This window comes from Algorimicrobium bowmanii, assembly GCF_054031195.1.
In genome coordinates, this window is record NZ_CM132929.1 from 389950 (window position 1) to 416767 (window position 26818).

A 26818-nucleotide genomic window follows, 5' to 3' on the forward strand; every position below is an offset into this window, starting at 1 on the left:
TCATATGAACGAGAACCTACAAAAACCAAGTAAGCAAAATAGCTCTGAGGAAATCGACTTGGTACATTTGTTTAAAATTATTGGAAATGCTTTTAATAAGCTTGTTAATTTTATAGCTTCTATTTTTAAAGGTATTTTTTCAATAATAATTTTTACTTTAAAAGCAGTAATTGTCAACATAAAACTAATCGTTATTGTAATGGTTTTGGCTGGCGTTTTAGGTTATGTTTTGGAGAAAAGTAAGCCAACAGTTTACAGTTCTTCCATGTTAATCAAGCCTTATTTCGACTCTAAATACCAGTTTATAACAAACATTGGGTATTACAATGCTTTATTGGATAATGATGATTATCAATCGCTTTCTGAAATTTTTGAAATTGACGAACAAGAGGCTACTAATATTGTAGAATTTGCTATAGAGCCTGGACCGGAAACTGAAAATAATAGAATTGTTCAGTATCACCAGTTCTTACAGTCCATAGACACTACTAGTGCCGAAGAAATAACTTACGATGATTTTATTTCCAATAGAAGCGTTTATAGTGATGATTTATTTCAAGTATCTGTTTATGCAACAAGGAATGATATTTTTAAAGACTTAGAAAAGGGTGTAACCAATTCGTTTACCAATGGCTATTCTGAAAAGAGAATGCAAAAACGTGATTCTTTACTATCTATTCAGAAAGACAATATTGTTGCGCAATTAAAAGAGGTCGATTCACTTCAACAAATTTATATTAAAGTTTTAGAAAGCGAATCGGAATCACAGGCTCAAGAGTTTACCTTAGGAGGAGAAGGCTTTTCTTTTAGTAAAGACAAATCCAATACACGTGAATACGATTTATTAGAAAAGGAAATTAGCTTACGAAATGAGTTAAAAGCGCTGCAAGAGAAAAAGGTAGATGAAGATGTGTTTTACGATGTTATTTCTAGCTTTCAACGAGTGGGTATGAAAAGCTCTGAATGGACAGATAAATACTCTTTAATCTTTCCTGTGTTAGCTTTCATACTTCTGTGTGTAGGATATATTTTAAGAAAAACTGTAAAATTTGTGAAATCATATGAAGCGTAATCAATCAATTTTAATAACTGGAGGTGCTGGCTTTATTGGTTCACATGCGGTAAGGTTATTTGTAGAAAATTATCCAGATTATCATATTTATAATCTTGACGCACTTACCTATGCGGGTAACCTTGAGAATTTAACAGATATTGAAAACAAACCAAATTATACATTTATAAAGGCTGATATCACGGATGAAGCTAAAATGAACGAACTATTTAAACAATACCAGTTTGATAGTGTGATTCATCTTGCAGCTGAATCTCATGTAGATCGTTCAATTGAAGATCCATTAGCATTTGTTAGAACCAATGTTATTGGCACCATGAACCTTTTAAACGCCTTTAAAAACACTTGGAAAGATAATTTTGAAGGCAAGTTATTTTACCATATTAGTACCGATGAGGTTTATGGAACATTAGGCGAAACAGGCTTGTTTACAGAAACAACATCATACGACCCTAATTCACCTTACTCAGCTTCAAAAGCAAGCTCCGATCACTTTGTAAGAGCTTATGGAGAAACATATGGTATGCCGTACGTTGTATCTAATTGTTCTAATAATTATGGGCAAAATCAATTTCCTGAAAAGTTAATTCCGTTGTTTATTAATAATATTATTAATGAAAAACCATTACCTGTTTATGGCGATGGAAATTACACTAGAGATTGGCTATATGTAAAAGATCATGCCATTGCTATCGATTTAATATTTCATAAAGGAGCTTCCGGTGAAACCTATAATATTGGTGGATTTAATGAATGGAAAAACATCGATTTGGTAACTCTATTGTGCGAGCAAATGGATACCGCACTTAATAGAGAGCCTGGATCATCTCAAAAACTAATTACTTATGTGAAAGATCGTCCTGGTCATGATTTAAGATACGCTATTGATGCCTCTAAAATTAAAAATGAATTAGGATGGGAGCCTTCTGTAACATTCGAGCAAGGTTTAGCAAAAACCATTAATTGGTATTTAAATAATGATGATTGGTTGCAAAGCGTTACAAGTGGCGCTTATCAATCGTATTACAAAAAACAATATAATTAGATTTCAATGTTTGCAAGCCAGCAAGCTATTAGGAAACTGTAAATTTAAAATTGAATGAAAGGAATTATACTCGCTGGAGGATCAGGAACTAGACTTCACCCGTTAACATTATCAGTAAGTAAGCAACTTATGCCTATTTATGATAAACCCATGATTTACTATCCGCTTTCCACTTTAATGTATGCTGGAATAAAAGACATTTTAATAATTTCTACCCCTAAAGATTTACCGCTTTTTAAGGATCTATTGGGCGATGGAAAAAAATACGGTTGTAATTTTCAATATGCCGTACAAGAAGCTCCAAACGGACTTGCAGAAGCCTTTATTATAGGAGAAGAGTTTATTGGATCTGATAAAGTAGCGCTTATATTAGGCGATAATATTTTTTATGGAACAGGATTAGCTAAGCTATTGCAAAGTAATAACGATCCTCAGGGTGGTATTATTTACGCCTATCGTGTTCATGATCCAGAACGTTATGGTGTGGTAGAGTTTAATGCCGATGGACAAGCTATATCAATTGAAGAAAAACCAGAAAAACCGAAATCTAATTATGCGGTACCTGGAATTTATTTTTATGATAACTCTGTAGTAGATATAGCTAAAAATATTAAGCCAAGTCACCGTGGTGAGTTGGAAATAACAGATGTAAATAAAGCGTATTTAGAACAAGATAAATTAAGCGTGAGTATTTTAGATAGAGGTACGGCTTGGTTGGATACTGGTACTTTTCAGTCGTTAATGCAAGCATCGCAGTTTGTTGAGGTTCTGGAAGAGCGTCAAGGATTAAAAATAGGTTCTATTGAGGCTGCAGCTTATGAGATGGGTTACATTTCAGAGGAAACCTTTACGGCTTTAGCAAAACCGCTTTTAAAAAGTGGGTATGGAAAAAATTTATTAGGTTTATTGAATAAGAATTAATGAAAATACAAGAAACAAAATTACAAGGGTGCTTTATAATTGAACCACGCGTTTTTGAAGATAAAAGAGGTTACTTCTTTGAGTCTTTTAATTTGAATACATTTAACCAAGGAACCGGTTTAAATGTTGAATTTGTGCAGGATAACGAATCGTTTTCTACCAAAGGAGTTTTACGTGGTTTACACTATCAAACAGGAGCACATGCACAAGCTAAACTCGTGCGTGTTGTTAAAGGTAGTGTTTTAGATGTCGCAGTCGATATTCGAAAAAACTCACCTACTTACGGACAGTATGTAGCGGTTGAACTTACTGAAACTAATAAAAAACAATTATTTGTTCCTAGAGGTTTTGCCCACGGATTTGTGGTGTTAAGTGAAACAGCTATCTTCTCATATAAATGTGATAATTATTATAATAAAGAGTCTGAAGGTGGTATTATTTATAATGATCCAACTTTAAATATTGATTGGCAATTACCCGAAGCCTCTCTTTTAGTTTCTGAAAAAGATATAATACTACCAAAACTAGAAGCAGCTAAATCATGATTAATATTTTAGTAACAGGAGGTCAAGGCCAATTAGCGCAATGTATTAAAGATGTTGAGGCTCCTAATTGTAATTTTATATATACAGATTCGGGGAGTTTAGATATTACCAATGCAGAAAAAGTACAAGCTTTTTTTAAAACGAATAAGGTTGATTTTTGTATTAATTGTGCCGCTTATACCGCTGTAGATAAAGCTGAAAGTGAACCAGAATTAGCTAAAAAAGTTAATGAGATTGGCGCTAAAAATTTAGCAGAAGCTTGTAAAGCATCTCAGGCTACATTAATTCATATTTCTACCGATTTTGTTTTTGATGGTAGTAAATCAACGCTTTATTCGGAAACCGATTCTGTAAACCCAATTGGTGTATATGGGCAAACCAAATTAGATGGTGAACGCGAAATAGCAGAAACACTTTCCAAATATTTTATTTTAAGAACAGCTTGGCTGTATTCCGAACACGGAGCTAACTTTATGAAAACCATGATTCGTTTATCTAAGGATAAAGAGCAGTTGAGTGTTGTTTCAGATCAGGTTGGAACACCAACGTATGCTAAAGATTTAGCACAAGTAGTTATGCAGCTAATAACTACAAATAATGAGGAGTATGGTCTTTATCATTTCAGTAATGAAGGTGTTGCGAGTTGGTACGATTTTGCAAAAGCTATTTTTGATCAAACAAAAGCGAGTTTAAAGCTATTGCCTATAAAAACATCTGAATACCCAACACCAGCAAAACGTCCGGCATTTAGTGTTTTGGACAAATCTAAAATTAAATCAGCATTGCAGATTGAAATTCCTCATTGGAATGATAGTTTAAAGCAAGCATTATTAAAGTATGATGAATAAAAATTTACAAATAGCTATAGAGGCATCGTTGGCAGCAGGAAAGGTAATCATGGATGTTTATGATACGGCTTTTTCAGTAGAAATAAAGGATGATAAATCTCCATTAACTGAAGCGGATAAAAAAGCAAATGACGTTATTAACTCATTTTTAATTCCAACGGAAACACCAATAATTTCAGAAGAAAATAAGCAAACCGATTACGAAGTAAGAAAAAATTGGGAAACGTGCTGGGTTGTAGATCCTGTTGATGGAACTAAAGAGTTTATTAAGCGCAATGGAGAGTTTACGGTTAATATTGCGTTGGTAACAAACGGGAAACCAGAACTAGGTGTTATTTATGTGCCTGCTATTAAAACACTGTATTATGCTAACGTGTCTGAAAACGAGGCTTATAAAGTTAGCTTGGAATCACATGAAACTGCAATAGAAACGGTGTTGGAATTGGCAAAACCAATACAACCTAAAAATAATGAAAGCACAAATGTTGAGGTTGTAGGGAGTCGTTCGCATATGAATCAAGATACATTAGATTTTGTTGAAGACTTAAAAGCTCAAGGAAAAACAGTTGATATCGTATCAAAAGGAAGCTCATTGAAGTTTTGTTTGGTAGCCGAAGGAAATGCCGACGTGTATCCGCGCTATGCACCCACAATGGAGTGGGATACAGCAGCAGGTCATGCCATTTGTAATGCTGTTGGACTTCACGTCATATCAAAAGAAACAAACAAACCTTTAGCATATAACAAAGAAAACCTATTAAATAGCTACTTTTTAGTGCGTAAATAAATGGCAGACGTTTCTTATAAAAGACATATTGCTAAAACCATTACATGGCGGTTTGTTGGAACCATTGATACCATTATTCTATCGTGGATTGTAACAGGAGATCCTTATGCGGGGCTTAAAATTGGCTTTGCCGAAGTTACAACCAAAAGTATTTTATATTACCTTCATGAACGTGTGTGGTATAAAATAAACCTTTCTAAAGAAGGTGTTACGTTAGAGAGTAGGAAACGCCATTTAGCTAAAACAGTAACTTGGCGCTTGGTGGGCACAATAGATACCATGACATTGGCTTGGATAATCTCTGGCGACCCAACAGCAGCTTTAAAAATTGGTTTTGCCGAAATTGTTACGAAAATGCTATTATATTATTTGCATGAACGTGTTTGGTATAAAATTAATTTCGGACTTTCCGATAGAAATAATCAGGAGTCATAATATCTAATAAAGTTTTAAGCAAATACACTCTTTAGGAATGCCTAAAGCAAAAAAATAAAAACACATGAAAGAAAATATCATTCCTCATGATTATCAAATATCAACTACAGATAGGCACAAATTAAATAAACACAATTCTTTTTTAATTTGGTTTACAGGGCTTTCAGGTTCTGGAAAGTCTACCATAGCAAATGTGGTTGAACAAAAATTATATCAGCAAGGTATAAAAACGTACACCTTAGATGGTGATAATATTAGAAAAGGAATCAATAAAGACCTAACCTTTTCACCTGAAGATAGAACCGAAAACATTCGTAGAATTGCCGAAACCGCCAATTTAATGGTTGGTGCTGGTTTAGTGACACTTGCGGCCTTTGTTTCACCATATAAAAAAGACCGTGAGAATATTAAAAGTATCGTTAAAGATGTTAACTTTGTCGAAATATATGTTAATACTAGCGTAGAAGAGTGTGAACGTCGCGATGTAAAAGGCCTTTACAAAAAAGCGCGTGCTGGTGAAATAAAAAACATGACGGGTATTTCTGCGCCTTATGAAGCGCCTGAAAATCCGGATATAGAAATAAAAACAGAAAACGAAACCGTTGAAGCAGCAGCCCAACGTATCGTGGATTATATAACTCCTAAATTGTCAGTGAACAATGAGTAAGTATTATTTAAATTATTTAGACGAATTAGAGAGCGAAGCTATTTTTGTACTTCGTGAAGTATGGGCACAATTTGAGAACCCAGTTATTTTATTTTCTGGCGGAAAAGATTCTATCTTAGTAACCCATTTAGCAAAAAAAGCATTTTATCCTGCTAAAATTCCGTTCCCATTAATGCACGTGGATACAGGACATAATTTCCCTGAAACTATTCAATTTAGAGATGATATTATTAAAGAACTTGGCGTACAACTTATTGTGGGTTCTGTTCAAGAGTCTATAGATGAAGGTCGTGTAGCTGAAGAAAAAGGTAAAAATGCAACTCGAAACGCTTTACAAACAACCACGCTATTAGATGCCATAGAAGCTAATAAAATAGACTGTGCTATTGGAGGTGGACGTCGTGATGAAGAAAAAGCGCGTGCTAAAGAACGTTTCTTTTCACATCGTGATGATTTTGGCCAATGGGATCCAAAAAACCAACGTCCTGAATTATGGAATATTTTTAATGGAAAGCATTTTCAAGGTGAACATTTTAGAGCATTTCCAATAAGTAACTGGACTGAAATGGATGTTTGGAACTATATAAAACGCGAAAACATAGCTATTCCTTCGTTGTATTTTGCACACGAACGCGAAGTGGTTAAGCGTGATGGTACTTGGATACCAAATTCAGAATTTTTAATTCTTGAAGATCACGAAGAAGTGGTTACTAAAAAAATCCGTTTTAGAACTTTAGGAGATATTACCATTACAGGTGGTGATGAATCTGAGGCAGATACGCTAGAAAAAATTGCTGCTGAAGTTGCCGGTATGAGAAACACCGAACGTGGAAACAGAAGTGATGATAAACGCTCTGAATCGGCAATGGAAGATCGTAAGCGTCAAGGATATTTTTAAACAAAACAATAATATAAAAGGATTTTGTAATTGCTAATTGCAAAAATTCATTTTAAAATTTCAAATACAAACATGTTAGACAATAATCAGTTATTGCGTTTTACAACAGCAGGAAGTGTTGATGATGGGAAAAGCACCTTAATTGGCCGTTTATTATACGATTCAAAGTCTATTTTTGAAGACCAACTAGAGTCTATAACAAATACCAGTAAGAAAAAAGGACATGAAGGTGTCGATTTAGCGTTGTTTACAGATGGCCTACGTGATGAGCGTGAGCAAGGTATTACCATTGATGTTGCCTATAGATATTTTACAACTCCAAAGCGTAAATTTATCATTGCAGACACTCCAGGACACATTCAGTATACCCGAAATATGGTTACAGGAGCTTCAACAGCAAATGTTGCAACTATTTTAATTGATGCACGTCATGGCGTTATTGAGCAAACTAAAAGACATGCATTTATAGCTTCGTTGTTACAAATTCCACATATAATTGTTTGTGTAAACAAAATGGATTTGGTGGATTTTTCTGAAGCAGTTTTTAATAAAATTGTAGCTGAATTTGAAGAAATAGCATCTAAACTATTAGTAAAAGATGTTAGATTTATACCAATGTCAGCTTTATTAGGAGATAACGTTGTAAACAAATCTGAGAATATGCCATGGTTCCAGGGAGCACCTATGTTGCACACTTTAGAAACAATGCATATTAGTAGTGATATAAATAAAGTGGATGCACGTTTCCCGGTACAAACTGTTTTAAGACCACAACGTGAAGGGTTTATTGATTATCGCGGATATGCTGGACGTGTAGCAAGTGGTATTTTTAGAAAAGGCGATGAAATTACAGTAATGCCATCGGGGTTTACGTCTAAAATTAAAAGTATAAATCTTCACGATCAAGATGTTGAAGAAGCTTATGCACCTATGTCTGTTTCTATAACACTTGAGGATGATATTGATATTAGTCGTGGTGATATGATTGTTAGATCTAATAATAAACCAGAATCGTCACAAGATATAGAGGTTATGTTATGTTGGTTAAATAATACACCAGCAAAACCTCGTGCTAAGTATACTATTAAGCATACTTCAAACGAGCAAACAGCAATGATTAAAGAGGTTGTTTATAAATATGATATAAACACTTTAGATCGTATTACCGATGATGCTGAGCTTAAAATGAACGATATTTCTAAGGTTAAAATTAGAACGACTAAGCCTTTAATGATTGATTCTTATAGGGAAAATCGTACGACAGGAAGTATAATTTTGGTAGATGATGCTACTAACGAGACGGTTGCAGCCGGAATGATTGTATAATTATAAAAAACTATTTATGACAAGGAACATCTTTATTTTAACAACAACACTTTTCTTATTTGTATTTTCTTGTAAAGAGAAAAAGGAAGTAACCCCAGTAGAAGCAGTTAGCCCTACCGAGGAAGTTGTTGTAGAGGAAACAAGCTCATTTTTTTCATTTGAACTAGATGCCGAATTTCAAAATGATGATAAAATAGTTTTATATTATTTAACACCAGACTCTGAAACTATTTCTAAAGACCAGTCTATAGAAAAAGAAGTTGTGGGTTCTACCAATATTCAAACTGTAAACTTTCAACTTCCTGAAGATATTTTACCAACTCGTATTTTAGTTAAGTTTGGTGAAAATGGAGAACAGGTTTTAAAAGTAAATAAAGTGTCATTAGCATACGGCGAGAACTCAATACAAGTTCCAGATAGTTTATTTAACCAGTTTTTTAAGCCAAATAAAGGCGCTGTTTATAATAAAGAAGGATATTCTATTGAAGCAGTAAAAGATGCCGCTCAGAAGCCTATGTTCTTTTCTAGAAAAACTTTAGAGGATAAAATTGACCTGAACTTTTTCTAATTAGAAATTTTTCAGTGTTTATAGTCTAAACGAAGTTTTTAATATAATCTTTATGATGCCAAATGGGAAAACCCTGTTTATGATTAGAGGTTTCAAAATAGTTAATGTATTTACTTTATGACACCTAAGCTAAAAAATAAAGTAAATAATATACTTGAAGTTTATGGTTTAGATAAGCTTTTTATTAACTCAGGGAGCGTATTCATTAGAAGAATATTTGGGTTAGTATTAAGCTTTATATGGATATTTCTTACCACTAATTTATTTGGCGCTGAAACTTACGGATTCGTGTCTTTAGGACAGATGGTAATTAGTTTTGGAGCTATGTTTTTTGGTTTAGGAATAGATACCGCAATCGTAAAATTAGGAGCAACTAAAACACATTACTCCAATAGTACCCTTCATTCAGATTTTCTTAAAAAATCACTTGTTTTAATATTTCTGTCGTCTTTAGTTTTTAGCATACTAGTCTATTTTTTTAGAGATTATATAGCTGAAAATGTTTTTCATAACGCTAAGTTTTCAGGATACCTATTCTATATTAGTATTTTCTTTTTTATGTTTGTTTTACATAAAACTACTGTTAGTTTTTTAACGGTAGATGGTAAGTTTACAAAGTATGGGAATTTTAATTTTTTATTTCCAAACCTATTAATTTTACTTTCGGTAATTGGTGCTTATGCATGTAATTTGCCTGGGTTTTATATTATACTTGGCTTTCTAATTTCTTATGGTGTATTTGGGATAATTCTTTTACTATCCTACTTTAAAATTCCATCAAAAATTAACCAAAGTATAAGCTATCAATCTATTATAAGCCTATCAACACCTATGATGATAAGTGCTTCTTTTTTGTTTATATCAAATTGGACCGATACGTTTATGTTAGGAACCATGGTGAGTAAAAGCGAATTAGGGGTTTATAATGTGGCCTTTAAATTGGCAACTTTAGCATTAATTATTATTGCTTCTGTAAATAGTGTACTAGCTCCTAAAATATCAAAATTATATTCTGAGAATAATATTGATGGAATTAAACGCGAGGTGCAAAAAGCAACTAAAATAATTACGTTTGTAGCTTTTCCATTGGTGTTAATTTTAATTTTATTTAGAAGTCAGGTTTTATCGCTTTTCGGAGCCGAGTTTGTTATAGGTAGTAAAACGTTAATCATAATCTCAATAGGGATGCTTTTTAATGCTATGTCTGGCAGTGTTGCCCAAGTATTAAACATGACTAACAATCAAAAAAAGTTCAGAAATTTTAGTTTAATAAGCGCCCTTGTGAATGTTGTTTTAAACTACTTTTTAATAAAGAAATACGGAATTGAAGGCGCCGCTGTTGCCAGTTTAATATCTAATATTGTTTTAAACACTTTGAGTGTTATTTACATTAAAAGGAAGTTTGGTTTTTATAGTTTTTTTAAATTTAAGTACGCATGAGTAAGATAGATTTTTTCTGTATTGGTACACAAAAAGGGGGTACAACCACGCTGCACGATATATTAAGTCAGCACCCTGATTTATGTTTGCCCGAAAAAAAAGAAACCCACTTCTTTTCAGATGAAAGTCTTTATTTGAAAGGAAAAGACTTTTATTTAAAAAACTTTAAAGCACGCGAAACTGCTAAGTTTTTAGGGGAAGTAGATCCGGAATACTCATACTTTAAAGCATCTGCTAAACGCATATTTGATACATTCGGTATCACAAAAATTGTTTTTATAATTAGAAACCCTGTTGAGAGAGCCTATTCGCAGTATTTAATGACAGAACGACGCGGTTTGGAAAATTTAGACTTTGAAACAGCTTTAGAAACCGAATCAGAGCGTATAAAAACTGTTTCAGACGCTATGCATTATAGTTACTTGTCAAGAGGTTACTATATAAATCAATTAGAAACTTTTGAAGCATATTTTGGTGCCGATAATATTAAAATTGTGCTTTTTGAAGAGTTTATAAAAGATACTGAGGGGAAAGTTCAAGAAATTTCTGACTTTATAGGTTTGCCTTCTTATAATTATATAACGGATAAAATAAGTAACCCAGCGGCAAAGCCAAGGTTTTTAGCTATTCAAAAATTCATTTACGGAGATAACCCTGTAAAGAAAATAATTGGTAAATTTTTAGGCTCAAAAGATTTTAAAAGAAAACTTATGTTATCATTAGAGTCTATGAATCTTAAAGCATCAAAAAAAGAAAAGCTATCGGCCGATGCTAAACAAAAAATTTATTTAAAATATTACGCTAAGGAAGTGGAAGCACTCGAGAAAAAGCTTGGATTAAATTTATCAATTTGGAAAAACTATTAAAAATAAATTTATCGAAAGATAGGGTTCTAGCAATCCTACTTTTTTTATTGTTGTATTTTTTCAATGCAAAAATTGGCGTTGAAGTCAAGTATGTAGTAATATCTATATTCTGTTTTTACTTTTTTTTAAAGACACCCAAAGTTTATAATACACAGTTAAATATTTTATTTCCTTTGGTAGGTATTTTTCTAATAGCCACATTAAGTACAGTATTTTACAGGCCTAGCATTTATAATGTTATTAAGGATGTCATGTATTTAACCAAACCAATTATAGCTATTTCTTTTGGTTGCTATTTGGTTCAGCGGTTTACAGACAAAAGGCTGATCTTAAAAGTCTTGGTGCTTTTCTGTTTGTTTACATCGGTTTTGCATATTTTAACTTTATTATTTTACTTAGAGGGCGAATGGGATACTGCGCTTATTAGAAATGTTGGAGGTAAAGGAAGTGAGCTTGAAGCATTTATATTTAGTGTTTTTATTGTGTATTTAAGAAAAGCAGAACTTCATTTGTTTTCTAAAAAATTCAATAGGTATTTTATAATTATTGTATTTACATCTATAGCTTTATATCTATCAAGAACCACGTTTATAGCTATTGTAATATTTCTATTATCCTTTTATGGTTATACACAGATAAATAGAAAGCAGGTTTTATATTTAATAGGTGTTTTAACGTTTTTAGTTACTTTCATGGTATCGCTTCAGTTTATGGATATAGACCGTCAAGCTAGTGGTGTTGAATCGTTTTTTTATAAGCTTCAAATGGCACCAGCTGAAATTTTTAATACAGAAATTGATACATCAGATCACACCCAACTTTGGGATGGGTGGCGTGCTTATGAAGCCATGAAAGGGATTGAAACCATGAATCATGATGGGGGAGCATTCTCTTATGTTTCAGGTATGGGGTTAGGCTCTTTAGTCGATTTAGGTTTTGAAGCGCCTCTAGGGCAGGAAAACATGCAATACATACCGCATATTCATAATGGATATGTGTATGTCTTGTTTAAGTCGGGAATACTCGGAATCATTTTACTGTTTTTATGGGTATATACACTTTATACCTATATTTATAGAAGTGCTGAAACGAGCGAAGGGCTTATATTTCATAGACTTTTATCAGGTTTAGGGATGTATCTAGGCTTTTCAACTTTAGTAATAACAGGAATATACAATATGGGGTTCGTGCTAGCTGTTTTATTAGGCTTAGTAATTGGATTTAAAATAAATAACGACCGTATATTTGTAAATAAAAAAATTGCATGAAAATAGGGATTTTAGGTACGCGAGGTATACCAAACCACCATGGGGGTTTTGAGCAGTTTGCAGAATTTTTTGCGGTGTATGCACAATCTGAAAATCATGAGGTTTATGTATATAATACTCACAACCACCCGTATCAAGAAAGTACATTTAAAAATGTGACTATAATTCACTGTTATGATCCTGAAGCTAAAATAGGAACAGCAGGGCAGTTTATATATGATTTAAACTGTATCAAAGATGCTCGTAAGAGAAATTTTGATGTACTATTACAGTTGGGATATACTAGTAGTTCTATATGGGGGAAACTTCTGCCTAAAAAAACGACTATAGTAACCAATATGGACGGCTTGGAATGGAAAAGAAGCAAGTATTCCAAAAAAGTTCAAAAGTTCTTAATGTATGCAGAGAAATGGGCTATTCAAACCAGTGATTATTTAATATCAGATTCTATTGGTATTCAAAATTATATTACTGAAAAATATCAAGTAAAATCGAAGTATATCGCTTACGGAGCTAATATGTTTACTCCGGTTAGCCATGCTGTTATTTCTGAATACGGCTTAATTCCTGAACAATATTTTGTGCTTATTGCCCGAATGGAACCTGAAAATAATATAGAAATGATTTTAGATGGGTTTGTAAAAAGCAAATCTACAAATACATTTTGCGTTGTTGGAAATATAGAGTCTACCGTTTTCGGTAGATACTTAAAAGCTAAATTTTCTAAGTATGAAAATATACGCTTTTTAGGTGCTATTTACGATTTAGATTTTTTGAATCATTTACGATGTTATTCTCAGCTATATTTTCATGGGCATTCAGTAGGTGGAACAAATCCATCGTTATTAGAAGCTATGGGTTCTAGAGCCTTAATTGCTGCTCATAATAATGTGTTTAATAAAGCTATTTTAGAGTCAGATGCATTTTATTTTAAATCTGATGAAGAGGTTGCTAATTTAATTTTAACCGTTAATAAAGAAGCTAACGCTAATAAGGTTGTAAATAATAGTATAAAAATAGAAGAGCAGTTTAATTGGTCTATTATAAATAAACAATACTTAGACTTCCTAATTCAATGTCGTAATGAACAACTTAGTTAAGTCTTGGGAGTCTGGCTTTTGGGTTGTTAGCTTGTTGGTGCTAGTAGCTGTGCCATTTGGCTATTTTGTAGGAAGTTTAGCCTTTGTTATATGGGTTATATATTCAGGTTTTTGGATTGTAAAAACAAAAAACTTCAAGGTTAACAAAGCTTTATATCCGTTTTTGCTATTTTCTTTAATGGCTTTCTTATCATTATTGTGGTCACAGGATCATCGTTCAACGTTACACGGTATTGGGAGGCAGCTTCCTCTGTTTCTTTTTGCCATAGTAGGGTTGTTTTTACCCAAAATATCCAAGCAAAAACTGCAACAAACGCTTAATGTGTTTGCTGTTTTTTTGAGTGTATTAGCTGTTGTACTTTTCACTATTGCTGCATTTAAGTATCAGAAATATCAATATTTGGGTTTTCTTTATTACCATGAGTTAGTTTCGCCATTAGATTTAAATGCTATTTATGTGTCCTACATGGTTTCTGTAGTGTTTTTGTTTGTATTTAAAAACTTGAGTAAGAAAAGCCTTTGGATGTTGCCGATATTGGCTATTTTATTTGCATTTTTAGTTCTTTTAAGCTCTAAAATGCTACTGGTAATTACAGTATTATTGAGTGTTATAATTGCTTTTTTTAAGATTAAGAGTAAGACCATACGCTTGGTGTCTCTTGTGGGAATTGCAAGTGTCACCTTAGGAGTGCTCTTATTTGTAAAACCCGTACAAGACCGATTTACCAAGGAGTTAGAAACATCATATGTTGACATTTTCACCAAAGATTCCTTTAAAAAAGGACGTGTATATACAGGGTTAGAAGCACGACTCTTACAGGTACGAGTCTTTAAAAATATCATAAATACACCGGTTGAAGTGGTGTTAGGTGTTGGACTAGATGCCTCGGAAAAAGAAATACAAAGCATTCATACAAAGCTAAACACACCAGAGGTATTTCAAAAGTATAATTTTCACAATCAATATATACAGGTTTTTGCCGAATATGGCTTTATAGGTTTTATTTTGCTAGTATTAGTATTAATAATTGGGGTCAAAAAGAGTTTTAAAATTAATGTGTTGTTCCCGTTTATTGTGGTGACTATTGCTTTGTTTTTTACAGAGTCGGTAATTTGGCGCCAGCGAGGAATTATGTTCTTCGGAATTATGTATATTTTCTTAATGTTAACAAGTAATAGTAATGAAAGCAAAGAACAAATATCAGAAGTATAAATATTACCTTTTAAAGAAAAAAGAAATTTATATACATGGCCTACAGGCCTCTCAGAAGTTAGGAAAAAAAATAGGTCCTAAGGTTATCTTGAACTCATTACCTAAATCTGGAACTCACTTATTAGAGAGTTTGTTTTTCCAATTACCATTAATGAGACACTGTGGAAAAAAAACGCTGAAAGTTGAAACACAGAACCCCGTAGCACCTAAACTTCCAACAATTACTTCGTTAAAAAAGGGACAGTTTTTACTGTCTCATATGCAGTATGACGCATCTGTACTTCATGCAGCTAATAGTCATGATATAAAAGTAATTCATTTGGTAAGAGATCCTAGAGATGTTTTGTTATCGCACTTGAATTATATCGAGAAAATGGATACAACTCAGAAATCTCATAAATTTATCCTTCAGTATAAAACGAGATTTGAGAAGTTGCAAGCAATGATTCACGGCGAAAAAGATGTTTTAGAACCATTTAACGAGGTGCTTTCTAAATTTCAGCCATGGATTAATAAACCAGAGGTTTTATGCATAAAATTTGAAGATTTAATAGGACCTAACGGTGGTGGCGATAAGCAACTTCAAGCAGATGCCGTAAAACGAATTATTGAATTTATTGGAATAGAAGTAGAAGCAACTGAATTAGAATCTATTTGTGGTCGTATTTTTTCTTCTAAAAGCTCAACGTTTAATAAAGGAAAAATAGGAAATTGGAAGCGCATATTAAATGATGAAGAGAAGCAATGGTTAAACAATACTCTTAAGCAACAAATTAAAAGCTATGGATACGAAGCTTCATAGCTTATAAGCTTAAATCGTGACCCTGAAAAAAGCTAAAGTGTTTTAATTACTTTAGCAGGTACACCTCCTATAACAACATTGTCAGGGAATTTTCCTCTTACTACAGCTCCAGCTGCAACTACCGAGTTATTACCTACTTCGCAACCGTCTAAAAACGTGCATTTTGCGCCTACCCATATATTATTGCCCAGCTTAATTCCATCCGATGTAACACCTTGTTCTCTAATAAGTTTCGAAGCGTCTAAAAAATTATGATTTTCCGAATGAAAGCTTACATAAGGTCCCATAATAACATCGTTGCCAATACTAACACCTCCCGAACACCCAAAAAATGAATATTCGCCAATCCCGCTATTATTACCAATACTTAATCCTTTGCCAAATTTAGACATATGGCTCGTGATACTGATGGTGGAGTAGGCACCAATTTTAACAGTGTTACCAAATTGTACTTTGTTTTTTGCAAAACAGTCTAAGGTGACATATTTCTCTAGCGTACAACTCGAACCAAATTGAAAATTCTTCTTATTCTTAATACGAACTTTCTTACCGATAAATATTTTCTTTCGTAAAAAAAGAAGCCCTCTAACAAGCATAAAAAATCTTGATGAAAGGATGCTTAGAATTAAAGCGTTAGGTAAATTCTCATCGGGTGTATAGGCTTTACCGTTTTTTTCAAGAAGCTTTTTTAAAAGACGTTTTAACATTCTTATATTTAAAATTTATGGTTAGTGCTAATTTAGATAAAATTTTCTTAGCACCTTTTAAATGGATATCTACATATAGGTTTAAGCTCTTCTTTAGCATAGCTTGTCTGCTATCACCGTAGCCGCCGTAGTGAATATAACCTTCAATTGGCAAGTAAGCTAATTGGTAGCCTAAATCATTTACGCGTTTACAGTAATCTATATCTTCGGCATACATAAAAAAACGTTCATCAAGTCCGTTTAATTGTCTCCAAATTTCTGTTTTAGTTAGTAAAAAAGATCCCTCAATCCAATCTACAATTTGAGGTTTGGTAGTTTTAAAATTACCAGTTTTAAAGTCATCTCTTTTTTCAAACAATTGAGATAATTTTAATAGTCTTAAAGGTGTAGGGTATCTTCCTGCTGAAAAACGATATTCTTTTTCAGCTCCAAGCATTTTCATTCCCACAACTCCTAAATTAGGAGCTTCTAAGGTTTTTAAAGCTAGTAATGGGTTGGCTAATAAAATGGTATCATTATTAAGAAGCAATATGTGTTTACCGGTGGCATGTTTGGCAGCTGCATTATTACCTCCAGCAAAACCTAGGTTTTCTTTTGAGGGAATTATGGTTATTTTGTGGTTATAATTATTTTGTAATAACGCTATAGAGTTGTCTTTTGAAGCATTATCCCAGATAATAATTTCATATGAAAAGCCCTGACACTTTGTTTCGATAGAGTTTAAACAGTCTGGCAAAAATTTTTCGCCATTATAATTTACTATAATAATTGATAAGTCCATGAATACTAATTAAATCGCTTTTAAAATAGTTAAGATTTCTTTGGCAGCCTTCTCCCAACTAAAAACGGATGCTCTAATGTTACCTTTTGCAATTAGTGTTTCCTGTAGGGAAGTGTCAGACAAAATTTTATTTATTTGTAAGGCAATGTCTTTGCTGTTATTTGGGTTAATATACAAACTAGCATCTCCACAAACTTCAGGTAGTGATGTGGTGTTTGATACAACGGTAGGAACACCGTAAAACATAGCTTCTAAAGGCGGTAATCCAAAACCTTCAGCAAACGAAGGGAAACAAAATACGCCTGCTTTTTTATACAGATAACCAATGTCTTCTTCTGGTACAAAGCCTAACTTTATTACTCTATTTTGTATGTTTAATTCGGCTATTAATGCATCCCAATCAATAGTTTTATGGTCGTCTTTTCCAACAATAACCAAGCAAACGTCTTCTTGAATATTAGGTAAAGCTTTTAGTAAGGCTTGTATGTTTTTTCTTATGTTTAAACGTCCTAAATATAAGATGTAATTATCAGGAAGGTTGTATTTTTCTAAGGGATCCATGTTATCTGAAACAACACTCAGTTGCTTGGTTAAACCTAAACCATGATGAACAAAACTAATGTTATTTTCTTTTGAGAATTTATGCTGTATCATGCGTTTTCTTTCTGATTCCGAAATAGTAATCACATGATTTGAAAACTTAGATAAGTATTTCATTGGCCAGAAGTAAATACGTTCGAAGAAAGAAAAATACTCTGGAAAATCCATAAAAAGCGCATCATGTACATAATTAACACGTTTTTTGGCACCAAATAATGCTGCGTAATTTTGGTAAAGGCAAATATCTAATTGGTGCTTTCGGGTATAGAATGGAAGAATAAAAATATTGGTAAATGCATTTACCTTATTAGGAACATAAATCAAATGGATATTTTTCTGCTTAAAAGGAAATACTAAATTTTTATCCTTTTTGTCTAAATAAATGTAATATTCATGAGGTTCATCTATTTTTATAAGTTGATTAACAATGTTTTCAACTACAACTTTACCGCTAGGGTGCCCATTAAAATACCACTTGGCATCTATTCCAATTCTCATTGATTTTAATCAAATTAATTTGATTGCTAAGTTAATAAGATTAATTTTAGAACTGCCGATAATAAGTGTATTTAATTTATATATTTGGTTATTTTTAGTCATGAAATACCCATTTAAGCTTTATCTTGTTTTATTTCTTTTAGCAATTAGTGTTACTTCTTGTGTTGAATGCTGCAATGGTGACGATTTTAAATTTCGAGCAAGAATAGAAGTATCGTTAGCTAAAAGCCAATCGTTAGAGCTGGTTTATAAAACTAAAAATAATAAACAGGAAAAGGTTCAAGGTGTTTTAGATAACGGCTTTATTGAATTCTGTTTAAATGAAGAACCTCTAGATTTAAAATTTGTTTTAAATGAAGCAAAACCAAATCAAGAACTCACAATAAGTAGTTTGCTTTTAGAAAATAATAATAATCAGATGTTTATTAATGCAGATATGTTTTATTTGTATTTTATTCATAATCAAGCATTCATATTTAATGAAAGTGCTAAAAAATATAAAACCGTTCCCAATAATTTAAATACGTTAAAGCCTACATTAAATTCAAGAAACAGTTTAAATAACCGACTAAAAAATAGATTAAGATAATATAAAACAACCTATAAATAGCGCTTTATATTGGAGCGTGCCAATCGGATTAATATAATCTTCAAATGGGTAAAACGTATTAAATTATTTCTATTTTTGTCAGATACAAAAGGAAGCTAAATGAACATATCAGTAATAGGAACAGGCTATGTAGGTCTCGTTACAGGAACCTGTCTTGCAGAAACAGGGAATAATGTTTTATGTATAGATATTGATAAGAGTAAAGTAGATAAAATGCAACAAGGTGAAGTTCCTATTTATGAACCGCATCTAGATATACTTTTTGAAAGAAACATTAAAGCCAGTCGATTAAAATTCTCTACCTCATTAGAAGCAGGGTTAGACCATGGTGATATTGTATTTTTAGCATTGCCTACACCTGAAGATGAAGATGGTTCGGCGGACTTGTCTTATGTTTTAGGTGCAGCAAAAGATATCGGGAAATTAATAAAAGATTATAAGGTTATAGTCGATAAAAGTACCGTTCCCGTAGGAACAGCAGACCGAGTTCAGGAAACAATTTCAAAAGAAACAACGGTTGAATTTGATGTGGTTTCTAACCCTGAATTTTTAAGAGAAGGTTTTGCTGTAGATGATTTTATGAAACCTGAACGTATCGTAATTGGATCTAGCTCGGACAGGGCAACCAAATTAATGGAAAAACTATACAAACCGTTTGTACGTTCTGGCAATCCCATAATTATTATGGATGAAAAATCTGCCGAATTAACCAAGTATGCAGCGAATTCCTTTCTAGCAACTAAAATTACGTTTATGAACGAAATTGCAAACTTTTGCGAAAAAGTAGGCGCTGATGTTGATAAAGTTAGAATAGGAATGGGAACCGATTCCCGAATTGGAAAGCGATTTTTGTTTCCAGGAATTGGTTACGGAGGCTCATGTTTCCCTAAGGATGTTAAAGCCTTACATAAATCAGGTAGAGATCATGACTATGATTTTGATATATTAAATGCTGTAATTAAAGTAAACGATTTACAAAAACGTATTCTTTTACCACGAATTGACGCCTTTTTTAAAGGAGATTTAAAAGGTAAAAAAATAGCTGTTTGGGGTCTGGCTTTTAAACCAGAAACCGATGATATTCGCGAAGCACCGGCATTATATATTATTGAAGATTTAATAAAAAAAGGCGCTATCGTAACAGCTTTCGATCCGGAAGCTATGGAAAACGTACAACGTAAAATAGGAGATCAAATCCAATATGGGACTGATATGTACGGAACAATTCAAGGTGCTGATGCTTTGATAATTTGTACAGAATGGAGTATATTTAGAACACCTAACTTTAAGAAACTTAAAACAGATATGAATGAGCCCGTAATTTTTGACGGTCGTAATTTATATGATATGGAAGATGTAAAGCATGAAGGGTTTTATTACAGTTCAATAGGAAGAAAGACACTAGGTTAATGAAAAAGGTATTAATAACTGGAGCCGCAGGCTTTTTGGGATCTCATTTAAGTGATCGTTTTATCAAAGAAGGTTACTTTGTTATTGGAATGGATAATTTCATTACAGGTGATTCTAAAAATATTCAACACCTACAAAACAATCCAAACTTCAAGTTTATTGAACACGATGTAACCGATTTTGTAGAAATTGAAGGTGATTTGGATTATATTTTACATTTCGCATCACCAGCGAGTCCTATCGATTATTTAAAAATACCAATTCAAACGCTTAAAGTAGGGTCTCTTGGTACTCATAATTTATTGGGTTTAGCAAAAGCTAAAAAAGCACGAATATTAATAGCTTCTACATCGGAGGTTTATGGCGATCCATTGGTGCACCCACAAACAGAAGATTACTACGGAAATGTTAATACTATTGGACCGCGTGGTGTTTATGATGAAGCAAAACGTTTTCAAGAATCTATTACTATGGCATATCATAGGTTTCATGGTATAGAAACTAGAATTGTACGTATTTTTAATACATACGGACCAAGAATGCGCCTTAACGATGGTCGTGTTATTCCTGCTTTTATGGGGCAAGCTTTACGTGGTGAAGATTTAACCGTTTTTGGTGATGGTTTACAAACACGCTCTTTTTGCTATGTGGATGATCAAGTAGAGGGTATTTTTAATCTATTACTTAGCGATTACTCTTATCCCGTAAATATTGGAAACCCACACGAAATAACCATAAAAGATTTTGCAGAAGAAATTATAAAACTAACAGGAACCAATCAAAAAATAATCTATAAAGAGCTTCCAACAGACGATCCTTTACAAAGGCAACCCGATATATCTTTGGCTAAAAAACTATTAAATTGGACCCCGAAAATTGATAGGGCCGAAGGTATGGCGAAAACATTTAATTACTTCCAGCAGCTATCCCCTGAAGAATTAAATAGAAGTGAACACAAAGATTTTTCAAAGCATATTAGAAATTAATGAGCCAAATTAAAAACGGTAGATACTCTATTTACATTAGGCCTATTTCCTATGTAATTGATTTAATGATTATAAATGGTTTAGCAGTACTTTACTACTTTACCTTTGTAGATCCTGTGGTATTTGCTTTTATCATTTCGTTAGGATGGGTATTTATTTCTGTAAACTCTAAGTTTTATGAGGTTTATAGGTATACACGTGAAATAAGCATTTTATCATTAGTGTTTAGGCAAATGGTACTTTTTGCTCTTTTTGTACTTGCTTTTTCAGGCTTCTATCACGAATTAAATATTAAACCTTATTTGGTTTTAAAGTACGTGGCAGTATCATTCTTACTCATAACAATCTTTAAATTTGCATTTTATTACCTGCTACAAAAATACCGAACCTCTTTTGGTGGTAACTACCGTACAACCGCTATTCTTGGAAGAAATAAGCAAACTATAGCCTTAGAAAAATTTTTTAATACCAATCCGGAATACGGTTATAAGCATAAAAAAACCTTCAGTTTAAAGAATAAAGAAGATTTCAATTTAGATGATTGTTTGCGTTTCTTAAAGAAAGAATCTATTGAGGAATTGTATTGTTCTATTTCCGAACTGACTAATGCGCAAATGAATAAAGTCATAGATTTTGCGGATAATAACCTAATTATATTAAAATTTCTACCTGACAATAAAGACATTTATTCAAAGAAATTGAAATATGAATATTACGATTATATTCCTGTTTTATCCTTGCGTAATATTCCTTTAGAAGAATCTGCAAATCAGGTTGTAAAACGACTTTTTGATATAATTTTCTCATCATTCGTTATTGTTTTCGTACTATCATGGTTAACGCCTATTATTGCCATTTTAATAAAGATAGAATCTAAAGGCCCAGTGTTTTTTAAACAGTCTAGGAACGGGTTTAATTATAGAGAGTTTGATTGCTATAAATTCCGCTCAATGATGCCGAATAAAGATGCACATTTATATCAGGCAACACGAGGTGATCAACGTATAACTAAAGTAGGGCGCTTTATTAGAAAAACTAGTATTGATGAGTTGCCACAGTTTTTTAATGTGCTTTTTGGAGATATGTCTGTTGTGGGACCACGGCCACACATGGTAAGTCATACCAATATGTATGCTAAGCGTATTGATAAGTTTATGGTACGTCACCTTGTAAAACCAGGTATTACTGGTTTAGCCCAAATAAGTGGCTTTAGAGGTGAGGTAGAAACTGATAAGGATATTATTGGTCGCGTTAAATACGATATCTTCTATATCGAAAATTGGTCGTTGCTTCTAGATCTAAAGATTATTACAAAAACCTTTATAAATGCTGTAAAAGGTGAAGAAAAAGCCTATTAAAGCACTTTTGTTAAAGCATCTAATTGTTTCTTAAAGTCGAAATGATTGTTTGCCATTTGCTGAATGTTAAGACGCTTTTTTAATTGAATATCATCTAAGTTCAAGTTGTTTAAGCTATTATTCAATGCATTGTAATTTCCTGCTTCAGCAACCCAACCTAACTGGTGTTTTTGAATTAGTGTTTCGCCTTCGCCACCACCAAAATAAAGCATAGGGAGCCCTAATCTGGCATATTCAAATATTTTTGAGGGTACCGATCCATAGATTCTGTTAAGCAGTGGAATTATTGTAATATCATACTTCAGAAGTGCCTTGTGAAGTGTTGCTCTACTAACCTCGCCATGATATGTTATGGGTAGGTTTGGATTTTGATTAATAAAGTCAATTATTTTTTGCTGTTCCGTACCTCCGCCATAAATATGAAAATCTATAGTTGAATAATCTAAGGACTGACATAATTTAAAAATACCTTGAGCTATACCAAGTAAACCCGCATATACCAAAGTTATTTTCTGGTTGCTTTTTTTTGTTTCGGCTAATTCTGGTAAGGTAAAATCAGGATAGTTTCTGTATAAAAAAAGAGCTTTGTTTGGAAAGTATGTTTTAATATAATTCAATATTTCATTACTCTGTCCTAGAATTAAATCGGCTTTTTTATAGTTAAACTGTTCTATTCTCTCAAGAACCTTATAGCTAAAGTTTCTTTTAAAAGCACCTAATTCTAAGCCTGCAATAGGCCATAAGTCACTCACATTTAAAATTAGTTTTCGCTTTTTTCGCTTTAAAAACAGCATGCACGTAAAGGCAACCAATAAAGGTGGCGATTGCACAATAACTTTATTCGGAATTTTATGCCACATAAAAAACCATATCAGACTCAGGCTATAAGATAGCATGGCAAATAATCTGAGTAACTTATTTTTAGAGTTGCTAGCATATAACCATAAACGGTGTATAGTTATGTTATTTTCTGTTGAGGTTTGAGAAAATTTCCCTGTATAAGCTTCAAATATTTGTCCTTTAGGATAGTTTGGTAGGGGTGTAATAACAGAAACCTTATAGTTTTGTTGCTCCAAACCTGTTGCCAAATGAAAAATTCTATTGGAAGCGGCTCCGGTTTCTGGAGGGAAATAACTGGTTATTATTAGGATGTTTTTCACTATTAGGTTTTAATGCTGTTTTATAAATGATGAAAACTGCTTTAGTTTACCACTTTTAGACCGTTTTAATACATCTTGTCGTTCAAAAATAACAACTAAATTAGGTTCTAAATATGTGGTAATAGCTTTTTTTATTTCAGTTTTTTTAGTTTCTGATAATTCGTAGCTACTAGCATAAATAATTTTAAAAGTATTTAGTTTTAATTGATGAATAACAAATTCTTTTACGGTGTTATCATCTTCTATGATACTCTTGGTTACATAATAAAATGTTAGTCCGGCTGCTTTCTTTCCACTAGGTAAAATAGCTAAATCGTTTGTTCTGCCAATAAGTTTTTTAAGTATTGGTTTTTTTAAACTACCCGATTCGTCAAGACAACCGATATCACCAATATCGTAACGAATAAATGGATGTGCTTTATTATAAAGAGAGGTTATAACAATTCTACCAGATTCCCCTTTGGGTAAAACATGGTTATTATCATCTAATATTTCAACAAACAAGGTTTCGCTATTTATTTGCCATTGATTCGTGGGGTTTTGGAATGCTATTAAATCCAATTCAGAAGCACCGTATTCATTCACAACAGGAACACCAAACTGCTCTTCTAGTAATTTTTTGTCGGCATCAAAAAGCATTTCAGAAGTTACAACACAAACCTTTAAAGTTGGGCAAATAGTAGACAAAACAAGCTTCTTACGGTTTAAAAATTTAGCAAACTGTACCATACTGCTCGTATAGCCGTTTAAATATTTAAAAGGAGTTGCTCTAAATTTAATTAGGTGATTTTTAAAAGCTTTATCGGTTAAATCAAATACAGAAAACCGATATCGGAAACTTAGAAAATCTTTAAAACGTTCTTTGTAATAGTTTTTTTTATCAAGAGGAATACCATAAAAACGAGCTTGCTTTGAGCTATTAAAATCTAATCCATACCACCCAAATCTGTTTTTAATAACAGCCCAAGTCAAAGCATGACACCCATAATCTTTAGCAAACGAGAAGGGCGCTCCAGAGGAACCAGAGGTTTTATTGGTATACACATTCTTTAGTGTATATCCAGTTGATAAGCGTTTATTTAACGGAGTTTGCAGGTCACGCTTGGTCATAACAGGGATAGATTCCCAAGTATCTAAACAACGATTATTTATAAAATTTTGATAAAAGGAGTTGTTTTTGGTGTGAAACTGAACAATTTCATCTTTTTTACTTTCAATATAGCTTTTGTAATTAGCTTCTGGTATAGCTTGGACCTCTTTTAATATCTGTTCGGCTTTTTTTATAGGGAAGCCATTGATTTGTAAAGAAAGGTCAAATAAATTCAAATGAAATTGGCGTTAGATGTTTTTGTAAAATAATTGTTTTTTAAGCTTAAAAGCAATTATTTTTGCAGCAAACAACAACAACATGAATATTTTAGTATTAGGATCAGGAGGAAGAGAGCACACATTTGCTTGGAAATTGAAACAAAGCGCTCTGTGTGAGTCACTTTTTGTCGCACCAGGAAACTCAGGTACAGCTGCTATAGCTGAAAATATAGCCATTAATGTAACTGATTTTCAAGCTGTAAAGTCTGTGGTTTTAGATAAGCAAATAGATATGGTTGTTGTAGGACCAGAAGATCCTTTAGTACAAGGTATTCACGATTTCTTTTTAGGTGATGCCGATTTAAAAGCGGTTTCAGTTATAGGACCAGAAAAAGCGGCAGCAGAACTTGAAGGAAGTAAAGAGTTTGCTAAAGAGTTCATGATGCGTCATAACATTCCAACAGCAGCATATGAGAGTTTTAGTGCAGATACTGTAGAAGCTGGTTATGCGTTTTTAGAAACCTTAAAACCACCTTATGTTTTAAAAGCAGATGGTTTGGCAGCAGGTAAAGGTGTTTTAATACTAAATGATTTAGAAGAAGCTAAAACAGAGTTAAAAAATATGCTAGTAGATGCCAAGTTTGGTTCAGCTAGTACAAAAGTTGTTATTGAAGAGTTTTTAGATGGTATTGAATTAAGCTGTTTTGTTTTAACGGACGGAAAAAATTATAAAATACTTCCAACCGCTAAAGATTATAAGCGCATCGGAGAAGGTGATACGGGTTTAAATACAGGTGGTATGGGAGCTGTTTCTCCAGTACCTTTTGCAACACCAGAATTTTTAAATAAAATAGAAGAACAGGTAGTTAAACCAACAATAAATGGACTGCAAAAAGACAATTTACCATATGTTGGCTTTGTGTTTATTGGTTTAATTAAAGTTGGTGATGAACCAAAAGTAATTGAGTATAACGTTCGAATGGGTGATCCGGAAACCGAAGTTGTTTTACCAAGGCTTAAAAATGATTTGGTTGATATTTTTCAAGCAATGGCAAATCAAACATTAGACTCTGTTACTATTGAAATTGATGAGCGTGCGGCAACTACCGTTATGCTAGTGTCGGGAGGATATCCAGAAGCTTATGAGAAAGGACATGAAATTACAGGTCTTGAAAATGTAGAAGACTCTATTCCGTTTCACGCAGGAGCAATTGTAAAAGATGGTAAAATTGTAACCTCAGGTGGTCGTGTGCTTGCTATGACAAGTTATGGCGAAAGTTACAATGAAGCACTAAAAAAATCTTATCAAAATATAAGTAAATTACATTTTGATAAGATGAATTATAGAAAAGATATTGGATTCGATTTATAGGTAACCGTGTGAAGAGATACTTTTATCTTCTTCATTGTTATCATTAAAACCTTTAAGTTGAATCATCCAATAAACAAATGCTACTGTACCAACAAGCATGAAAATCCAATTTAATGTGTTTGCAGCAACCCAGCTTTCAAGTTCTAAAACTCGTAAAGCATCAAAAGGTGCTAGTAAAACATTTACAAATAAATCTTGGATTGCATAAAAGAAATCAGACATAATAT

General features: G+C 32.8%; 28 protein-coding genes. 22 read left to right on the forward strand and 6 right to left on the reverse strand.

Translation table 11 applies throughout. The features are described from left to right. Nucleotides 1–4: 4 nt before the first annotated feature. The 17 genes from ACW5R3_RS01700 to ACW5R3_RS01780 all read left to right on the forward strand — a co-directional run bounded on the left by ACW5R3_RS01700 (nt 5) and on the right by ACW5R3_RS01780 (nt 15801). On the forward strand, nt 5–1072 hold the full coding sequence (locus ACW5R3_RS01700; RefSeq protein ID WP_456577894.1) for a hypothetical protein: 1068 nt from the start codon (nt 5–7) through the stop codon (nt 1070–1072). After that, entirely contained in the window at nt 1062–2117 is a 1056-nt protein-coding gene (rfbB, locus tag ACW5R3_RS01705) for a dTDP-glucose 4,6-dehydratase (protein WP_456577895.1), read from the forward strand. The genes ACW5R3_RS01700 and rfbB overlap by 11 nt, the downstream gene beginning before the upstream one ends. A 54-nt stretch (nt 2118–2171) precedes the next feature. Continuing rightward, a complete protein-coding gene (rfbA, locus tag ACW5R3_RS01710; protein WP_456577896.1) occupies nt 2172–3038 on the forward strand; it encodes a glucose-1-phosphate thymidylyltransferase RfbA in 867 nt (288 codons plus the stop codon). After that, a complete protein-coding gene (gene rfbC / locus ACW5R3_RS01715) occupies nt 3038–3583 on the forward strand; it encodes a dTDP-4-dehydrorhamnose 3,5-epimerase (protein ID WP_456577897.1) in 546 nt (181 codons plus the stop codon). The genes rfbA and rfbC overlap by 1 nt, the downstream gene beginning before the upstream one ends. Beyond that, nucleotides 3580–4431 (forward strand): dTDP-4-dehydrorhamnose reductase, encoded by an 852-nt coding sequence (gene rfbD / locus ACW5R3_RS01720; protein WP_456577898.1) that lies wholly within the window; start codon nt 3580–3582, stop codon nt 4429–4431. Before rfbC ends, rfbD begins: the two co-directional genes overlap by 4 nt. Then, a complete protein-coding gene (gene cysQ, locus ACW5R3_RS01725) occupies nt 4424–5218 on the forward strand; it encodes a 3'(2'),5'-bisphosphate nucleotidase CysQ (protein ID WP_456578843.1) in 795 nt (264 codons plus the stop codon). The genes rfbD and cysQ overlap by 8 nt, the downstream gene beginning before the upstream one ends. Next, nucleotides 5219–5653 carry a DUF2061 domain-containing protein gene (locus ACW5R3_RS01730; protein WP_456577899.1) on the forward strand — a complete coding sequence of 145 codons (435 nt, stop codon included), beginning with the start codon at nt 5219–5221 and terminating at the stop codon, nt 5651–5653. A 64-nt stretch (nt 5654–5717) separates the two neighbouring features. Next, nucleotides 5718–6320 (forward strand): adenylyl-sulfate kinase, encoded by a 603-nt coding sequence (cysC, locus tag ACW5R3_RS01735; protein ID WP_456577900.1) that lies wholly within the window; start codon nt 5718–5720, stop codon nt 6318–6320. Continuing rightward, the gene (gene cysD / locus ACW5R3_RS01740) at nt 6313–7218 is read left to right on the forward strand and encodes a sulfate adenylyltransferase subunit CysD (RefSeq protein ID WP_456577901.1); all 906 of its coding nucleotides are present in this window, start codon (nt 6313–6315) and stop codon (nt 7216–7218) included. Before cysC ends, cysD begins: the two co-directional genes overlap by 8 nt. A 72-nt stretch (nt 7219–7290) precedes the next feature. After that, entirely contained in the window at nt 7291–8544 is a 1254-nt protein-coding gene (locus ACW5R3_RS01745) for a sulfate adenylyltransferase subunit 1 (RefSeq protein WP_456577902.1), read from the forward strand. 16 nt (nt 8545–8560) lie between these two features. Beyond that, the gene (locus ACW5R3_RS01750) at nt 8561–9112 is read left to right on the forward strand and encodes a hypothetical protein (RefSeq protein WP_456577903.1); all 552 of its coding nucleotides are present in this window, start codon (nt 8561–8563) and stop codon (nt 9110–9112) included. Between the two features lie 117 nt (nt 9113–9229). After that, nucleotides 9230–10552 (forward strand): flippase, encoded by a 1323-nt coding sequence (locus ACW5R3_RS01755; RefSeq protein ID WP_456577904.1) that lies wholly within the window; start codon nt 9230–9232, stop codon nt 10550–10552. After that, nucleotides 10549–11418 (forward strand): sulfotransferase family protein, encoded by an 870-nt coding sequence (locus tag ACW5R3_RS01760; protein WP_456577905.1) that lies wholly within the window; start codon nt 10549–10551, stop codon nt 11416–11418. Before ACW5R3_RS01755 ends, ACW5R3_RS01760 begins: the two co-directional genes overlap by 4 nt. Before the next feature lie 251 nt (nt 11419–11669). Continuing rightward, nucleotides 11670–12686: an O-antigen ligase family protein gene (locus tag ACW5R3_RS01765; protein ID WP_456577906.1), complete on the forward strand. Its 1017-nt coding sequence runs from the start codon at nt 11670–11672 to the stop codon at nt 12684–12686. After that, nucleotides 12683–13786 (forward strand): DUF1972 domain-containing protein, encoded by a 1104-nt coding sequence (locus ACW5R3_RS01770; RefSeq protein WP_456577907.1) that lies wholly within the window; start codon nt 12683–12685, stop codon nt 13784–13786. Before ACW5R3_RS01765 ends, ACW5R3_RS01770 begins: the two co-directional genes overlap by 4 nt. Beyond that, the gene (locus ACW5R3_RS01775; protein ID WP_456577908.1) at nt 13770–14999 is read left to right on the forward strand and encodes an O-antigen ligase family protein; all 1230 of its coding nucleotides are present in this window, start codon (nt 13770–13772) and stop codon (nt 14997–14999) included. Before ACW5R3_RS01770 ends, ACW5R3_RS01775 begins: the two co-directional genes overlap by 17 nt. Beyond that, nucleotides 14968–15801, forward strand: a complete 834-nt coding sequence (locus ACW5R3_RS01780) for a sulfotransferase domain-containing protein (protein WP_456577909.1) — start codon at nt 14968–14970, stop codon at nt 15799–15801. Before ACW5R3_RS01775 ends, ACW5R3_RS01780 begins: the two co-directional genes overlap by 32 nt. Before the next feature lie 32 nt (nt 15802–15833). Here ACW5R3_RS01780 and ACW5R3_RS01785 read toward each other — a convergent pair whose 3' ends face one another. From ACW5R3_RS01785 to ACW5R3_RS01795, 3 genes are read right to left on the reverse strand one after another with little or no spacing between them, the layout of a single operon-like run. Then, nucleotides 15834–16508 carry an acyltransferase gene (locus tag ACW5R3_RS01785; RefSeq protein WP_456577910.1) on the reverse strand — a complete coding sequence of 225 codons (675 nt, stop codon included), beginning with the start codon at nt 16506–16508 and terminating at the stop codon, nt 15834–15836. After that, on the reverse strand, nt 16477–17289 hold the full coding sequence (locus ACW5R3_RS01790) for a glycosyltransferase family 2 protein (RefSeq protein ID WP_456577911.1): 813 nt from the start codon (nt 17287–17289) through the stop codon (nt 16477–16479). Before ACW5R3_RS01790 ends, ACW5R3_RS01785 begins: the two co-directional genes overlap by 32 nt. A gap of 9 nt (nt 17290–17298) precedes the next feature. Then, nucleotides 17299–18387: a glycosyltransferase family 4 protein gene (locus ACW5R3_RS01795; RefSeq protein ID WP_456577912.1), complete on the reverse strand. Its 1089-nt coding sequence runs from the start codon at nt 18385–18387 to the stop codon at nt 17299–17301. On the opposite strand from ACW5R3_RS01795, the gene ACW5R3_RS01800 reads away from it, so the two are divergent. The 4 genes from ACW5R3_RS01800 (at nt 18365) to ACW5R3_RS01815 (ending at nt 22751) form a co-directional block, all read left to right on the forward strand. Next, nucleotides 18365–18976 carry a hypothetical protein gene (locus ACW5R3_RS01800; RefSeq protein ID WP_456577913.1) on the forward strand — a complete coding sequence of 204 codons (612 nt, stop codon included), beginning with the start codon at nt 18365–18367 and terminating at the stop codon, nt 18974–18976. The genes ACW5R3_RS01795 and ACW5R3_RS01800 overlap by 23 nt on opposite strands. A 120-nt stretch (nt 18977–19096) precedes the next feature. Continuing rightward, a complete protein-coding gene (locus tag ACW5R3_RS01805; protein WP_456577914.1) occupies nt 19097–20407 on the forward strand; it encodes a UDP-glucose dehydrogenase family protein in 1311 nt (436 codons plus the stop codon). Beyond that, nucleotides 20407–21393, forward strand: a complete 987-nt coding sequence (locus ACW5R3_RS01810; protein WP_456577915.1) for a UDP-glucuronic acid decarboxylase family protein — start codon at nt 20407–20409, stop codon at nt 21391–21393. Before ACW5R3_RS01805 ends, ACW5R3_RS01810 begins: the two co-directional genes overlap by 1 nt. Further along, nucleotides 21393–22751, forward strand: coding sequence for an undecaprenyl-phosphate glucose phosphotransferase (locus ACW5R3_RS01815; protein WP_456577916.1), 1359 nt, complete (start codon nt 21393–21395; stop codon nt 22749–22751). Before ACW5R3_RS01810 ends, ACW5R3_RS01815 begins: the two co-directional genes overlap by 1 nt. Here the strand turns inward: ACW5R3_RS01815 and ACW5R3_RS01820 are convergent. Together ACW5R3_RS01820 and ACW5R3_RS01825 are read right to left on the reverse strand one after the other, a co-directional pair. Next, nucleotides 22748–23911, reverse strand: a complete 1164-nt coding sequence (locus ACW5R3_RS01820; protein WP_456577917.1) for a glycosyltransferase family 4 protein — start codon at nt 23909–23911, stop codon at nt 22748–22750. The genes ACW5R3_RS01815 and ACW5R3_RS01820 overlap by 4 nt on opposite strands. Nucleotides 23912–23920: 9 nt before the next feature. Continuing rightward, nucleotides 23921–25237 carry a phenylacetate--CoA ligase family protein gene (locus tag ACW5R3_RS01825; RefSeq protein ID WP_456577918.1) on the reverse strand — a complete coding sequence of 439 codons (1317 nt, stop codon included), beginning with the start codon at nt 25235–25237 and terminating at the stop codon, nt 23921–23923. 82 nt (nt 25238–25319) lie between these two features. Between ACW5R3_RS01825 and purD the strand changes: the two genes are divergently transcribed. Beyond that, nucleotides 25320–26591, forward strand: coding sequence for a phosphoribosylamine--glycine ligase (gene purD, locus ACW5R3_RS01830; protein ID WP_456577919.1), 1272 nt, complete (start codon nt 25320–25322; stop codon nt 26589–26591). On the opposite strand, the gene ACW5R3_RS01835 is transcribed toward purD, so the two are convergent. Continuing rightward, nucleotides 26586–26813 carry a DUF6341 family protein gene (locus tag ACW5R3_RS01835; protein ID WP_456577920.1) on the reverse strand — a complete coding sequence of 76 codons (228 nt, stop codon included), beginning with the start codon at nt 26811–26813 and terminating at the stop codon, nt 26586–26588. The two genes, purD and ACW5R3_RS01835, sit on opposite strands and share 6 nt — an antisense overlap. Between the last annotated feature and the right edge of the window lie 5 nt (nt 26814–26818).